Here is a 15,626-nt window from a genome sequence, read left to right on the forward strand (position 1 = left end):
GCAGGAGGATTCGGAAGGTCTATGTTGAATATTTTTGTGATGGAAGACCAGGCGATTGAGCGTCAGGGCTTAAGCAATTTCATCAGTCATTATCTTGAGGAGCAAGCGATTGCGGGCCAGATAGTTTTTTCAGGTTATCAGGCGGACGATCTGCTTTCTCAACTTCATTCCTTTGCTAGTCAGCGTACGTTGTTCTTCTTAGATGTGGATTTAGGGCAAGGACAGTTGAATGGGATTCAATTAGGCGCGGAGATTCGTCGCCAACTGCCTTTAGCACGGATTGTCTTTGTGACCACCCATGAAGAAATGGCGCTACTAACATTTAAGTATTCAGTAGAGGCATTAGATTATATTATCAAAGACCAGGCAGAGAATTTCTACCAACGGGTTGCTTATTGCATCAACTTGGTGGCTGAGAACGAGCAAGGATTCACTGATAGTCGTCAGGAGGACTCTTTTATTTTGGAATTGGGTGACCAGGTACGTATTTTTGACCGGGCCGACATTCTATGTCTGGAGAAGGTTAAGTTAAGTAGGCAGGTTGTATTAACGACGCTGACTGGTCAATTACAATTTGCCGGGACCTTGAATGAATTGGCTGTGGAATTACCAACTTTTATTCGAATACATCGAGGTTGCTTGATTAATCCCCAACATATTCAATCCATCAGCAAAGAAGGCCACAGTGTGACTTTAACGGGCGGGTATACTTGTCCGATTGCCCGACGTAAAGTGAAAGAACTTGTGAAGCAGATGGATGGCTTACTTGATGAGTCCTCGTCATAATTCATTCAATCATTAGTTGTATTATTTGCGGATTTTCATGGGAATCCGCAAATTTTTTGTTTATTTTAACCATTGAGGGCCATAAATGAACCATTCATGACTAAAATCTATCTTTAATACTGAATTGAGTTAGAATTATTCTTAGATGGGTCGAGAGCTTTCTGCGCAATCCATCCAGATTATTCTGACAGAATTAAGACAAAGTAATTGGGGACTACTATATGAAAGAAGCATATCTGAAAGAATTAGAGAAAGTTGTTCATGATTATCGTAAACATGTATTGTCGGTATTAATCTTGCTTGAAGCGGGGGAATATGATCGGAGTTATACTTATCTTAAGCGTTTGCTAGCTGATTGGGATCAAGCTATTGTGACGGCCAAAGAAGAAACTGGCCATCCTTTATTTGATGGTATAATCAGTCAATTTCGTGTCGAGGCTCAATCGAAGCAGATTGAATTTAAGACAGACCTGTCAATTGACGGCTCACTTCCTCTAGAGGATCAGCATCTAACGGCTCTGTTAATGAATTTATGGGCTAATGCGGTGGAGGCGACAACTCAGTTAGCTCAGAATCGCTGTATTGAACTCAAGGTGCAAGCAAATTCTAGCCAATTTCAGCTGATCATGTTGAACTCGTATCAATCGGACCAAGACACTGATAGCCAGTCCATCAAGCGTCAGGCAGATAGGCGCTGGATTCGACCTGGAAGGGGGTTAGGTATCGTACAAGATATAGTGAAGCGATATCATGGTCATTATCAAGTCCAATGGAATAGTCAGTATTTTATCTTTCAAATTGACATCAATCAATAATATTAATGATAGAAAGTGGGAACAATATGCGTAAGAAATTAATCAAATTAACAGCCTGTGTAATGATGGCAGGGCCATTAAGCCTTAGTTATCTACAAAATAATCAATATCCTCATGCCCTAGCCCAAGAAGCTTATGATCCACAAGCCTTCTATAATTATATGATGGAGAATTCGCCCTTAACCGATGAACAATGGAATGCTATTCCGGCCGAAGCCTGGCAATCTTTCTGGGAAGCTAATCAAAATACGAGTACTATGTATCCTGATAGTATCATGTACTTGGCGATGAGCGCATATCCTCAGGTATTTGCTCCAGAAATCAATCGTATTCGGACCACCTTGGAAGAGAATGGTGTTCACCCAGACATTCTGGCTAACTTCACGGATAGTGATCTTTTGTGGAAAGCTTGGTCTCAACCTGATCTAGCGACATTAGCTCAAGAAATGACGGCCAATGATGAGGAGAATCGAGAAAATAAAGGCCTTCCGCCACGTCCTTATACCGATCAAGAAGCTAGCCAACAGGTTGAAGGTGGTTTCTACGATGATATGTACAATGCAGTGGTAAATTATGGCGGGATTAGCGAAGAACAACTAGCCAAATTACCGGGCGATCCTATCTATGATGCTGCCTTTGCTTATAAGAAGTCAACCTTCCTCGGTGGCGATCCTAGTATTTTATATTATTTCTTTATCCGTATGTATCCAAGTGTGATGAATGCTGATGAACAACCACCAAAACCTTATACCGAAGAAGAAGCGATTCGCCTAGTTAAGGAAGGCTTCTATAATGATATGTATAATGCTGTGGTTAACTATGGCAAGATTACTGAAGACCAATTGGCAGCATTACCTGGCGATCCGATTTATGATGCCGCAGTCGCTTATAAGAAATCTACTTTCTTAGGCGGTGACCCTGGTGTCCTCTATCATTTCTTTATTAATATGTACCCAGAAGTCTTGAACAAAGAGCTGAAAGTCTCAGACGAGACCCGCCAAGCTCGTGTAGCATTTGTCTCTAAGAATCAAGATTTGTTAGCGCGTGAGTTAGTCACTAAAGAATTGGTCGAACAGAGTGATTCTTTCTTTAAAGAACCAATCACCGTCGAAAATGAAGGACATAATTTTAAAATTCGCGGAGCCTATTTAATTCAACCTGCTGGTGTGGGCAATCCAAATCAAGATCAATATCTTTTAGCGATTCAATATGACTATACCAATCAAACCGACCAAGTGGTGGCTTCGAGTCAAGCGATCTGGTCTGGTTTAAGTCAAATGGATAACTTAACCGCAGAGGGAAGTCAGCAGTTATCACTGGGCAATTATCAATTAGCCAGCGAACAAACCGCCGATGATATTGAAACAGCCATCGAACCAGGCCAAACAAAGACCCAAACTATTTTCTATAATTTAGAAAGTTTGGACCAAGGGCTTATGCTTCGCTTAGTTAATCAAGACAAGGTTCAAAATTATAAATTTGAGCAAGAAGATCTCGCTAAGTTGCCGCCATTTACGGGTCTCTTCCTCGGTGAAGCGAATAATTTCTTATTTGACGGACAACGCGCTTACCTCTTATATGCCGATGAAGCAAGTGCCAAAGCTTGGGCAGATCAAGAAGGCGTGGAAGTGAAAGCTTGGACAGACTTGAGTCTAACCCCAGAAGCAACCCTCTATAAAGAGAAATTAGATGGGGAATTTACTGCAGTCATCTTCGATAATATTTACTACCAACTTCAAGAGGGTAAAATCGAGATGAAGCCTTTTGCTAAGGCAGATGCAGCTGCATATTTAAGCTTTGAACCGAATGAAGATTGGACCAGCTTCACCGACCAAGATGGAAACCAATATCAAATTCAAGAATAAATAGTTGTAAAACATTAGATAATAGTGATCGATAAAACAGAGCCTCCTAACTAGTCACGGCTAGCTAGGGAGGCTCTTTTTATTTGGCTAGAATATGGCGATCTGAAATATTGTCCTTATGATTGGCCAAAGAACGGTCTGAATACGGGAGATAATAGATTGAAAAATTAAAACAGACCGGACCTATGAATGCTAACTTGATACGGGGTTATCGCGGTATCTTTGCCAAGCTTTATTTCAATAATGTTTGCTTGTATTGGATGATAATTTTACGAGGTGTTGTGTCAAAAAAGAGCAGGCTTAGCGTATCAACAATAAAGGAAAAAATGACAATGATAACAGCCCACATCAGCACTTATTCAAGGTTCTTTTTTCATTGGGATCTCCTTTTATCTTTGTGTTTTGGCGTTGTTTGAGCGGTCAGAGGAAGCAAATTATGTTGCCGATTAATCAAGGGGATAATCTTCAGGATCTGCACCGCAACTAAAACAAAGATAACATTGCAATAAATAGAAAAAGAGATTCTGTTCATATTTGAATATAAAAAAAACTCTCCTGCCTTGCCAGGAGAGTTGTGGATATTATTGACCGTCTGCAGCAGTTTCTTCTGTGCTTTCTTCGTACATATTCGCTTCCATATCAGTGCCATCATCTTCTTGAATTAATGACATTGGAATTTCATCAGCCGTACCATAGTACCAAGCAATTTCATCGCCTGCTTCTAAGGTTTGGGAGACTACGCCTAATTCGGCATAGCTGCCATTATATAGATAAGCCCAAGTTTCCCAAGTTTCGTAGTTATTCTCAACATCGTTGATGCTATCGATAACGCCTTCTTCTTCATTGAAGTTGAATGGGACTTGATCTTGGGACTCCATAGCTTCCTTAACGCTCTTGCCTTCAGCATCATCAATTGTGAAGCTTAATTCAGGGTCTTCTTCGCCATGGATGTAGAATTTGAACGTAACTGCATTTTCATTCTTCTCATCTTGATTGCTTTCGTCTCCCTGATTGTCAGCTGCTTCAGAACTTTCTTCACTCTTAGATTCTGGGGCTTGGGTGGTCTCTGCGACGGTAGTTTGAGGTGCTTCTGTTGTCTCAGCTTGTTCTGGTTTGTTCTCGTTTCCACAAGCTGCAAGGAATAGAAAAACAACAGTTAAAGCTAAAAATTTGCTAAACTTTTTCACGATAAGTCCTCCTATCTCATGATACACTAAAACTAGCAATAAACGGGCGAAAAGTCAAATTATTCGCAGTTTACTAACAGTTTCATTATAATATATTATACAAAAGAAATATATATTTTTAGTGAATTTATTACTATTAATTGATGAATAGGGAGCGATGTATGTGCTAATCCATACTGATTCGGCTCAGGCCACCCAAGAACTCGCCGCAATAATGGCGCGATATAGTAAGTTAGGCATGGTCTTTCGTCTTGATGGCACTTTGGGAGCCGGCAAGACAACATTTACTCAGGGCTTTGGACGAGCGCTGGGTATTCAACGTGCGGTCAAGTCGCCGACTTATACGATTGTCAAAGAATACGATCTGCCTGAACAAGGTCAGCTCATTCATATTGATGCCTACCGACTGGAAGGAGTGGGTGGGGACAGCTTAGATTTTAATGAGTTATTCCGTCCCGATGCGATTACTTTAGTTGAGTGGGCTGAGTTTATTGAGGACGATTTGCCTGAATCTTATTTACATATTCAGATTAACCGGCCAGAAGAACTCGCTGAAGCAGAGACCCGGCGGATTCTGGACATTTCTGTTCAAGGATCCTCGGCTGAATATCTTACCATGATTGAGAAGTTACAAGGGGATTATGTGAGGAAGGATGCTGACTTAAATGAAGAATAAGATGTTTCCGGTCGATACTGTGGAGTCAGAAGATATTGAAATTACTGTCCGTCAGGCTGAAGAAACCGACGCTCGTGCAATTATTGGCTTGAGTCGCCACTTGGGTAAAGAAACCGATTATCTATCTTTTGGTAAAGAAGGTCTCTTGTTAACAGTGGCTGAAGAACGAGCCATTATTAATTCTTATCAAGCGGCCCCGACCTCCATTCTATTATTAACTGAGACCGATGGACAGATTATTGGTCTGTCCTCTGTCAAGGTGCTAGATCAGGGCAAACAAGCCCACGTCGCTGAAATTGGCGTTTCCTTGATTGAGGAATATTGGGGTTATGGCATCGGCCACATGATGTTAACGGCCTTGATTGAATTTGCCCAAGCAGTCGATATTAAGGTGCTAACCCTCGAAGTGATCACCGAAAATCAACGAGCGATTAAACTTTATCAGAAGAATCACTTTGATATTGTAGGTCGCCTGACCAAACGGGTGAAATCGGCTTATGGTTATTATGATACTTACATCATGGAGCGTATTCTGGATTAAAGTCTTTACTTTGAGACTGACTTTGTCTAAAATATGTAAGAATGCTCAGCGGAGCGATATGCTGAAAGGTGATAACCATGGTGAATTTTCAAAATTTGAGTCAGCTCTTTCCTGAGATGACGATTAAATATAATGAAGCATTAGCAAATTATTCTTATACAAAAACAGGGGGACCGGCTGACGTTATCGTCTTCCCCAAATCTAAAACAGAAGTCCAACAAATTATTGATTGGGTCAACCAACACCAAGTGCCCTTGACCGTCTTTGGTAACCTCTCAAATTTAATTGTTCGTGATGGTGGAATGGCAGGGATTGTGATGATTCTGACCCAGATGAATCACATAGAAGTCTCAGCTGACGGTATTTATGCTGAAAGTGGGGCAGCGATGATTGAAACCAGTCAACAAGCCCTCGCCGCAAAATTCACCGGCTTAGAATTTGCTTGTGGAATCCCCGGAAGTGTGGGGGGAGCGGTCTTTATGAATGCGGGCGCCTATGAGGGGGAAGTAAAAGATTGCATCCAATATGTGGACGTGTTAACGGCGGAAGGCGAATTGAAACGCTTCTCCAATGAAGAAAGTCAATTTACCTATCGCAACAGCATCTTCCAAGATAATCAAGCTGTGATTTTAGGGGCTTTCTTTGCTTTAGGCAAAGGGGATAGCCAAGCGATTAAAGAACGGATGGATCATTTAACCTATCTCCGTCAATCGAAGCAACCCTTAGAATATCCTTCTTGTGGCTCAGTATTCAAACGACCAGAAGGCTACTTTACTGGCAAGTTGATTCAAGATGCGGGCTTACAAGGTTATCGAATTGGTGGTGCTGAGATTTCACGCAAGCATGCTGGCTTTATTGTCAATGTTGCTGAAGCGACAGCGACCGATTATACCGAAATGATTGCCTTTATTCAAGAAACCATCTTTAATAAATATGGTGTACACTTAGAAACCGAGGTTCGAATCCTAGGACGGGAGAAAGAATAAGAAATTTCAACTTTCTGTGAGATTTTTAATAATTAGTCTTGTCATCTAACAGAAAATCTGTTATTATATATAAACAGTGTTGATGCACCCTTAGCTCAATTGGATAGAGTGTTTGACTACGAATCAAAAGGTTACAGGTTCGACTCCTGTAGGGTGTATTGTGAGCAGGCCTAAGGGCCTGTTTTTTTGTGCCTATTTTTATTCATTTCCTTTTGAGAAAGTATGATATCCAGGAGTACAAACACCAAACTATGAGAGCTTGAAAAATATTCTCATTATATTATAATTTAAATATAAAATAAAATATATCGTTAAATAGATGATTGTTTGATTTAGAAGTAGGGGGTTGTTCAAAGTGATAGATCATCAGACCTATGTTAAGTACTTTTTTAAGAAGAACAGGCTGAATACAATTTTAACCATCCTTGCCTATATCGGTATTTCATTGTTAAATGTTCTTGTTTCATGGTATTTACAAGTCATTTTCGATGTGATGTCTCAAGATAGTTCATTCACCTTTGTACAACTTTTGTACTTTTGTATGGCTATCTTAATTGCTATCTCACTCATTTATTTTCTTCAATATTGGTTTTTTCCCCATTTTCTGGAGAAAGCGATGACTCAATTTAAAGACAAACTAATGAAAGACATTCTAAGCAAAGATTTGTCGAGTTTTGCCCAAGGCAACAGCTCACTCTATCTTTCAGCCTTAACCAATGATTGTGAGCGTATCGAACAGAATTATTTGCGAACAATCTTTACTTTGATTCAGTTATCGATCATGTTCATAGGCTCGCTCTCTTTGATGCTATATTTCAGTCCGATTTTAACCCTGATATCTTTGTTGGTCTCTATCTTGCCAATGATTTTCGCCATGAAGACAGCGACGATATTAGCCGCAACGGAAAAGAAAGTTTCTGAAGAAAATGCTAATTATCTCGCTCAGACCAAGGATATATTGAACGGTATTTCGATTATCAAAAGTTTCAAGGCGGAGAAGGAAGCTGACCAACTCTATCAACAAGGTAATCATCGGTTGGAGCGTCAGAAGAGAGATCGTGAACATAAATCCCTTCAAATCGCTGGTTTAGGCGAATTTACTAAATTATTGGCTCAATTCGTCGTCATGTTATCGGGGGTTTGGTTAGTATTGTATCGACCTGATACACTTACACCAGGGATGGCTATTGCTTTCACCAATTTAATGAATTTTGTTCTACAACCTATCGCTACGATTCCCCAACTGTTGGGCCAACGCAAGGCGGCAATAGTTTTGCTAGATAAACTAGCCAACCAGATAAAACAAGTTGATAAAGATCAAGGCGTGACTTTGTCGGCACCCCTTAATCGAGGCTTCAGTCTCCAAGATATCAGTTTTTCCTATAAAGATTCCGGTAACGTTTGGGCTTTAGCAGATATCAATCTTGAATTAGAGCTTGGCAAGTCCTATGCAATTGTCGGTGGATCTGGCTCGGGGAAAACCAGCTTAATTAATCTGCTCATGGGATTATATGATACTTACCAAGGGTCTCTTTCATTAAACAATATTGAAGTACGTGAAATTACTACTTCTTCCTTATATGATGTTATGAGTTTAATCCAACAATCTGTTTTTATTTTTGATGCGAGTATTGTTGAGAATATTACTATGTTTCGTAACTTTCCCCAGTCAGATATTGATCGAGTCATACAGTTAGCAGGTTTGGTAGAACTCATTGAATCCCATGGTCAGGATTATAACTGTGGCGAAAATGGTTGCAATCTCTCAGGTGGAGAAAAGCAACGGATTGCGATTGCTCGTAGTTTACTGCAAGAATCTGAGATTTTATTGGTAGATGAAGCGACTTCGGCTCTCGATAATCAAACCGCAGCTAATATTACTCAGGCGATTCTTGATTTATCAGGATTGATGCGTATTGTGGTAACACATCGCTTAGAAGAAAAATTCTTGCAGCAATATGATCAAATTGTGGTTCTTAAAGAAGGGAAGTTAATCGAACAAGGCACATTTCATCAACTGATGGCAGAGAAGAAATATTTCTATTCCTTGTTTACCGTGGCTAATTAGAAACACACTTGGCATACTTAACAATCTTCGAGTTTTTCAGGCGTTATTAACCAGTGGACATCGCCTATCACTTATAAATATAAGCCCATAAATACCTTAGGCCTCATTGCCATAATTCAGTGTCTTTATTGGGGTAATCTGCTCAACTAATCATTTTTATACAACGTATTCGCCCTTAAGTCTTAAAGAGTCTTGTTGTTATCGATGCATGGAAAAGGGGAAAATTAAATAGAGAATACAATATGAAGTAAGGGTTTGATCTTCATCAGTTATATCAAACCCTGGTACTGACAAGAGGCCGTCCTGAAAAGTCAAGGTTTTGGAGGACGAGATTCACTAGAATAGCTCTAGAGACGAGTCAATTAGAGCTGTTAAATGGAGTGAATCTTCTGTTTCTTGTGAGTACCAGGGTTCTTTTTTGTTTTGTCATCAAGCGTTTCTTGTCACCAAGATGATGTCGCTGACATTCATACAGTTCTGAAATTGAAAAGTGAAAAGTTTAGCGCTAGAAAATCTTAAATATATTTTAATTGATTACGGAAATCGGCCAAGGATTGGTAGCTATAGCGGTGCATCTCTTCAATCAATTCCGTTTGTAGGCGAGGGAAGATTTCTGGCCCTTCCTTAAGTAATTGACTGCCAATTTGAACCATATCTGCGCCGCAAAGAATATGTTCGAAGACATCCCGACCGGTGACAACCCCACCTGCGCCAATAACATGGATTTCATCTTTCAATCGTTGACGGAAAGCATGGACATTGGCTAAGGCCGTTGGTTTGACAATTGATCCGCCCAGTCCACCGAACCCTTGCTTAGGCTTAATCGCCACGCTTAGATCATTGATAACTAGGCCATTCCCCAGACTGTTAATACAAGTCACAAAGGTTAGCGGATAGCGGTTCAATAAGTCAGCTATTTGATCAAAGTGAACCAGGTCGAAAAATGGAGGCAACTTAACTCCAATCGCATGCTCACTTAGGCTAAAGATTTGATCTAACAAAGAGGCGGTTTGTTCAAAGTCATAGGCCGTTTGTGGTTTGCCTGGAATATTAGGGCAAGATAGATTTAGTTCAATCATACCTTGGTAATGGCTCTGATTAATTTTCTCAATCAGTTTATGGAGATCATCGGGTTGGATGGGGGCGATTGAGAGAAAGCGTTGAGCTTGTCTGGCGTCATGCTTCAGATAATCGAGATAGAAATCGATGCCGAGATTTGGCAGACCCATGGAATTAATCGAAGAATCCCCGAAGGCATAGTATCGAGGTTCCGGATTCCCTGGTCGAGCTTGTAAAGTAGCAGTCTTAGTCACAAAAGTGGCTGCCTGGCTGTCTTTCAGGCTATCAAGTTCTGCTTGACTCATACAGAGAATGCCGGCAGCATTCATTAAACAGTTATCGAAGTTTACCTTGCCAATGGTGGTTGAAATATTCGTCATCATTCGACTCCTTTATAGATATTTCTATCACTGTGCAAAAAAAGACCCGCCTAAAGATAGACTGGTCCTAAAGTAAGAATCGCGTCTACTTTCATGTTTCTCGAACATGTTTAAAATACACTGATGGATAGCTTAACTAGATTGTAGGAAACCCCCAAGCAATAGTCAATAGCAAATAAAAATAAAAAACTAAAGTAAAAATAAGGGCGTTATGCTATAATTCACAATCGAAAGGACAATCTATTAGCTAATTGCCTCGAGCCATTAGCCTACCTTTCTAATCGGGTTCGAAGGAGTCAATAATGTACAAAATTTATGTAGAGGAGCATGCTTATGACGACAAATAATTATAGTGTGGAGTTGCATCATGTTAGCAAATCCTATAATGATACGACCGTGTTAAAGTCAATTGATATGGAGTTAGAACAAGGAAAGTTCTATACCCTGCTAGGACCTTCTGGCTGTGGTAAGACGACGATTCTTAGGATTATTGCTGGATTTACCGACGCCAGTTCAGGAGAAGTCCTCTTGAATGGCGAGAAAGTCACGGAGATACCAGCTAATAAACGTAAGGTCAACACTGTCTTTCAGGATTATGCCTTATTTCCTCACATGAATGTGTACGAGAATATTGCTTTTGGATTGTCGGTAAAGGGCACTGACAAAGAAATTATCAAACAAAAGGTATCAGAAGCCTTAAAATTGGTTCAGCTTGAAGGTTATGAACACCGTGAGATTGATGAAATGTCTGGTGGACAGAAACAACGGGTGGCGATTGCCCGGGCCTTAGTTAATGAACCTGAGGTCCTGCTTTTGGATGAACCTTTATCCGCTCTTGATTTAAAATTACGGACAGACATGCAATATGAACTCCGAGAGTTACAAGAACGTTTGGGCATTACCTTTGTCTTTGTCACCCATGACCAAGAAGAAGCCTTGGCGATGTCAGATTGGATTTTTGTGATGGATAAGGGTGAGATTGTTCAATCAGGTACGCCAGTGGATATTTATGATGAACCGATTAATCGCTATGTCGCTGATTTCATTGGCGAAAGTAATATTATTGATGCCAAGATGATTGAAGATTATCGGGTTGAATTTGTTGGTCGCGTTTTTGATTGTGAGGATGCGGGAATTCCAGCCAATGAGCAGGTTGAAGTGGTAGTCCGTCCCGAAGACGTGGAAATCACCAGTCCCGAACAAGGTCATATCACGGCTAAAATTGATACTATCCTCTTCCGTGGTGTCTTCAATGAAGTCATTGCCTACGATGAAGCTGGGAATGAATGGATGATTCATACCACTAAGAAGCCTGAATTAGATTCAACGATTGGCATTTATCTAGAACCTGAAAGTATTCACGTAATGCGCTTTAATGAATCTGAGGAAGAGTTTGACGCCCGTCTTGAACAATATGAAGATTAGGAGGGAGTCCATGAATCTTACAAAGAAAACACAGATCTATGCGATCCCCTATTATCTTTGGATTGGGATCTTCGTTATTGCCCCTCTGCTTTTACTTTTATATCGGTCATTGTTTAATGTCTCGGGTGAATTGACCTTAGCGAATTATGTCAATTATTTCACCTCGAAGAACTATCTCTTAATGACGTTATCTTCAGTCTTTTACGCAGGTTTAGTGACTTTAATTACCTTTATCTTTGCCTATCCTATGGCTTATGGACTGACTAAATTGAAGAACAAACAGTTCTGGATTCTGTTGGTAATCTTACCGACCTGGATTAATCTCTTGTTAAAGATTTATGCCTTCATTGGTATTCTGAGTAAAAGTGGCCCGGTAAATCAATTCCTGATGTGGATTGGCCTTCAACCTCAACAATTACTCTTTACCAATCTGGCTTTTCTAATCGTAGCAGCCTATATCGAAATTCCCTTTATGCTGATTCCTATTTATAATTCGATTAATGAGATTCCTCAATCGCTCTATCAAGCCAGTCTGGATTTAGGTGCCAATCAATGGACGACCCTACGACGAATTGTTCTGCCTTTATCTATGCGTGGAGTTCGCTCTGGCGTTCAAGCGGTCTTTATTCCTTCCTTATCGCTCTTTATGTTAACCCGCTTGATTGGTGGTAACCGCGTCATCACCTTGGGTACGGCTGTAGAACAACATTTCTTGGTTACCCAGAATCTAGGGATGGGAGCGACCATTGGTGTGGTCTTAATGCTGGCCATGTTCTTGATTATGTTCCTGACCCGTCAACGGCAAAAAAGGGGGACCAGTCATGCGACAAAATAAATTTTCTTGGAGTCAAGTCTATTTAGCAGTTATGTTCTTCTTGTTATATTTACCGATATTCTATTTGATCTATTACTCTTTCAATGCCGGCGGAACGATGACGGAATTTACTGGCTTTACCTGGGAACACTATCAAACCATGTTTGAGGATACTCGGTTAATGACTTTCTTGATGAACACCTTTATTGTGGCTTTATTGTCAGCCTTGATTGCGACTTTTATCGGAACCTTTGGCGCGATTGCGATTTATTTCACCCAGAAGAACCGTAACAAACAAGCCTTATTGAATTTGAATAACGTTTTGATGGTAACACCTGATGTAATGATGGGGGCCAGCTTCTTAATCTTATTCTCTCTCTTAATTCCAATCAAATTTGGTTTCTGGACAGTATTAATTGCGCATGTGGCTTTCTCGGTACCGATTGTAGTCTTAATGGTTCTACCCAGATTGTATGAAATGAACCAAAATATGATTACCGCAGCCCAAGACTTAGGGGCCAATAGCTCGCAAATCCTAAGTCAAATTATCGTTCCTAGTATTTGGACGGGGATTATTTCCGGCTTCTTTATGGCCTTTACGTATTCTTTAGATGATTTCGCTGTGACCTTCTTCGTGACCGGGAATGGATTCTCGACCGTAGCTGTTGAAGTATATTCACGAGCTCGGGTGGGAATTTCTTTAGAAATCAATGCCTTGTCTACCTTGATGTTTATTGTCGCCTTTATCTTAGTCCTGGGTTATTATTACTTGCAGGTGGGCGAAACCCGGCGCAAGGCACGTCGCTTTAGAGCAGAGAAGGCGGTGTTGTAGATGAAGAAATTGTTAAATTTTTCCTTGATTATCTTGACCATGGTTGCCATAGTCTGGGGCTATAAATACCATTTAGAAACTTCTTCAAGCTTGGCCAATCAGAATACGGTCGTCTTCTATAATTGGGGCGACTATATTGATCCCGAAGTGATGAAGCAGTTCGAAGAAGAAAGTGGCTACCGGGTCATCTATGAGACCTTCGATTCGAATGAAGCCATGCTTTCCAAAATCGAACAAGGTGGAACGAAGTATGATTTGATTGTGCCGAGTGAATATATGATTGAGAATATGATCAGCAAAGACATGCTCTTGCCACTGGATAAGAGTAAGTTGCCGAACTTGAAACATATTGATCCAGAATATATGGATTGGTCCTTCGACCCGGGCAACAAGTATTCGATCCCTTATTTCTGGGGAACCTTGGGAATTGTCTATAATGAACGAGTCTTAGGTGAGAATGCCATTCAATCTTGGAAAGATCTCTGGAAGCCTGAGTTTCGTAATGGCATCCTGATGATTGATGGGGCTCGCGAAGTCATTGGAATTGGTCTACAAGCTCAAGGTTATGATCTGAATGAGACCGATAGTAAGATTCTGCGCAAATCAGCTGATTTGATGAAGACTTTGATGCCAAATATTTCAGCCTTGATTGCTGACGAGATTAAGATGCACTTAGTCAATGAAGAGAATTATATTGGGGTAACTTATTCGGGTGAAGCGGCCATGGCCATGTGGGAGAATGAAGATTTGACCTATTATGTTCCAGAGGAAGGGTCGAATTTCTGGGAAGATACCCTAGCCATCCCTAAGAATGCCAATAACATCGAAGGGGCCTATGCCTTGATGGACTTTCTATGTCGGCCAGAGATTGCGGCAGCCAATGCGGAATACGTCGGTTATTCAACACCGAATAAATCTGCTATGGCTTTGATGCCTGAAGAAATGATTGCTGACAAATCCTTCTACCCTGACCAAAGCTTGATTGATAAGTTAAGTGTCTATCGAAACCTGGGTAAAGAAAAGTTAATCGAATATAATGACCTCTATCTGGAAGTTAAGATCGAACCTCGAGATTAAATCAGTTCGTATATAACGTTCTTGAAAAAGCTAGCTAGCAAAAATGAATAACAACTTTAACCATAAGACGAGATTTTCGAAAAGCGGTGTATGATTATAATCTTAAATCCACCAACTCAACCCTGCCAAACTATGGGCAGTGGAGAGATTGGTGGATTTATTTATAGGATAGAAGAGAATAATTTCAATCATTGTCCCTAGGCCACAACACTAGTCGACCCATCCATTTAACCTTACCCAGGGAAATAAAGATGCACTTGAAAAAAAGATGAGATAAATTAGAATATAATTAAAGAATAGTGTGTGTTTTAGTAAAATGCAGAAGGGGGACTTGTCGTGAAGAAATTATTAACTGTTTTGACACTCTTTGTGCTTTGTATCGTTAGCCTCAGCAATTCGGTCGCTGCTCAGTCCAGAGAAATTTATCAAATGCAAACTGAAGACGCTCCGATTCAAGAACTTTCAAGAATCGATAAAGTGATTTACCTTACTATAAATTCGCAATCGCCCCAGGCTCACGAACTCACTCTAAAACTCAATAATTTTACTGCTGATATAATCGGTCTACCCAACCCGTCGACAGAGGCTGAAGATATACGCCAGAATCAAATCGATTTGGGCATCGATTACCAAACAGTCAAACAGCGGTTAGATTTAAATAATGATCCTACTGTCTATCAGCTGATTGATCAATTAGAGCAACACACGCCAGGCATTTATACTAAGTTAAACGCTGAGGGTCAAATTGTTTTCCTACTGAGCCAAGTCGAGTGGCTTGAACAAGACCAAGTCATCACGATTAAACTGTTCGATAAAGACCTATTGTCCCTAGAACGAGTGGATGACCAGACCCTATCTTATCAAGATTATCCCCTCATCCGTCAATAATAAAACCTATTCAATATAAATTCCCTCTACTTGAAACAACTTGTTTGACGAGTCTAGAGGGGATTTTTTGTACTTATAATTGCCCTTATAAGATATTAGTAACACAAAGGTTTTCTTTACGATGAAATTATTTTCAAAGTGCCTCATATTAGGGCTTAAAAAAGATTAAAGATCGGATTTAACCTATTAAGAGAATGGCCAATATTTGTTAGTAGGATTATGAGCTA

Annotated in this window: 14 protein-coding genes and 1 tRNA gene; 13 read left to right on the top strand and 2 right to left on the bottom strand. The window is 40.3% G+C overall.

Going from position 1 to position 15,626, the window contains the following annotated elements; genetic code table 11:
* Window positions 1–21: 21 nt before the first annotated feature.
* From M0R79_RS01410 to M0R79_RS01420, 3 genes are all read left to right on the top strand, one after another.
* On the top strand, window positions 22–786 hold the full coding sequence (locus tag M0R79_RS01410) for a LytR/AlgR family response regulator transcription factor (protein ID WP_248416732.1): 765 nt from the start codon (window positions 22–24) through the stop codon (window positions 784–786).
* A 221-nt stretch (window positions 787–1,007) separates the two neighbouring features.
* Window positions 1,008–1,601 (top strand): GHKL domain-containing protein, encoded by a 594-nt coding sequence (locus M0R79_RS01415; protein WP_248416731.1) that lies wholly within the window; start codon window positions 1,008–1,010, stop codon window positions 1,599–1,601.
* A gap of 26 nt (window positions 1,602–1,627) precedes the next feature.
* Entirely contained in the window at window positions 1,628–3,466 is a 1,839-nt protein-coding gene (locus tag M0R79_RS01420; RefSeq protein ID WP_248416730.1) for a DUF5067 domain-containing protein, read from the top strand.
* Between the two features lie 581 nt (window positions 3,467–4,047).
* Here M0R79_RS01420 and M0R79_RS01425 read toward each other — a convergent pair.
* On the bottom strand, window positions 4,048–4,653 hold the full coding sequence (locus tag M0R79_RS01425) for a DUF4430 domain-containing protein (RefSeq protein ID WP_248416729.1): 606 nt from the start codon (window positions 4,651–4,653) through the stop codon (window positions 4,048–4,050).
* A gap of 163 nt (window positions 4,654–4,816) precedes the next feature.
* Between M0R79_RS01425 and tsaE the strand changes: the two genes are divergently transcribed.
* The 5 genes from tsaE to M0R79_RS01450 all read left to right on the top strand — a co-directional run bounded on the left by tsaE (window position 4,817) and on the right by M0R79_RS01450 (window position 8,924).
* Window positions 4,817–5,329 carry a tRNA (adenosine(37)-N6)-threonylcarbamoyltransferase complex ATPase subunit type 1 TsaE gene (gene tsaE / locus M0R79_RS01430; protein ID WP_248416728.1) on the top strand — a complete coding sequence of 171 codons (513 nt, stop codon included), beginning with the start codon at window positions 4,817–4,819 and terminating at the stop codon, window positions 5,327–5,329.
* Window positions 5,319–5,870, top strand: a complete 552-nt coding sequence (locus M0R79_RS01435; protein ID WP_248416727.1) for a GNAT family N-acetyltransferase — start codon at window positions 5,319–5,321, stop codon at window positions 5,868–5,870. The genes tsaE and M0R79_RS01435 overlap by 11 nt, the downstream gene beginning before the upstream one ends.
* Before the next feature lie 80 nt (window positions 5,871–5,950).
* The gene (gene murB, locus M0R79_RS01440; RefSeq protein WP_375163573.1) at window positions 5,951–6,856 is read left to right on the top strand and encodes a UDP-N-acetylmuramate dehydrogenase; all 906 of its coding nucleotides are present in this window, start codon (window positions 5,951–5,953) and stop codon (window positions 6,854–6,856) included.
* A gap of 84 nt (window positions 6,857–6,940) precedes the next feature.
* A tRNA-Arg gene (locus tag M0R79_RS01445) sits at window positions 6,941–7,014 on the top strand.
* 197 nt (window positions 7,015–7,211) lie between these two features.
* A complete protein-coding gene (locus M0R79_RS01450; RefSeq protein WP_248416725.1) occupies window positions 7,212–8,924 on the top strand; it encodes an ABC transporter ATP-binding protein in 1,713 nt (570 codons plus the stop codon).
* Between the two features lie 515 nt (window positions 8,925–9,439).
* Here M0R79_RS01450 and M0R79_RS01455 read toward each other — a convergent pair.
* Window positions 9,440–10,363 (bottom strand): dihydroorotate oxidase, encoded by a 924-nt coding sequence (locus M0R79_RS01455; protein WP_248417160.1) that lies wholly within the window; start codon window positions 10,361–10,363, stop codon window positions 9,440–9,442.
* 333 nt (window positions 10,364–10,696) lie between these two features.
* On the opposite strand from M0R79_RS01455, the gene M0R79_RS01460 reads away from it, so the two are divergent.
* From M0R79_RS01460 to M0R79_RS01480, 5 genes are all read left to right on the top strand, one after another.
* Window positions 10,697–11,788 (top strand): ABC transporter ATP-binding protein, encoded by a 1,092-nt coding sequence (locus M0R79_RS01460; protein WP_248416724.1) that lies wholly within the window; start codon window positions 10,697–10,699, stop codon window positions 11,786–11,788.
* Between the two features lie 10 nt (window positions 11,789–11,798).
* Window positions 11,799–12,623 (top strand): ABC transporter permease, encoded by an 825-nt coding sequence (locus tag M0R79_RS01465; RefSeq protein WP_248416723.1) that lies wholly within the window; start codon window positions 11,799–11,801, stop codon window positions 12,621–12,623.
* Window positions 12,610–13,434 (top strand): ABC transporter permease, encoded by an 825-nt coding sequence (locus M0R79_RS01470; RefSeq protein WP_248416722.1) that lies wholly within the window; start codon window positions 12,610–12,612, stop codon window positions 13,432–13,434. Before M0R79_RS01465 ends, M0R79_RS01470 begins: the two co-directional genes overlap by 14 nt.
* On the top strand, window positions 13,435–14,511 hold the full coding sequence (locus tag M0R79_RS01475; RefSeq protein ID WP_248416721.1) for an ABC transporter substrate-binding protein: 1,077 nt from the start codon (window positions 13,435–13,437) through the stop codon (window positions 14,509–14,511).
* Window positions 14,512–14,847: 336 nt separating this feature from the next.
* Window positions 14,848–15,399, top strand: coding sequence for a hypothetical protein (locus M0R79_RS01480; RefSeq protein WP_248416720.1), 552 nt, complete (start codon window positions 14,848–14,850; stop codon window positions 15,397–15,399).
* Window positions 15,400–15,626 lie beyond the last annotated feature (227 nt).

The organism is Ignavigranum ruoffiae, assembly GCF_023195815.2.
Classification (GTDB): domain Bacteria; phylum Bacillota; class Bacilli; order Lactobacillales; family Aerococcaceae; genus Ignavigranum; species Ignavigranum ruoffiae.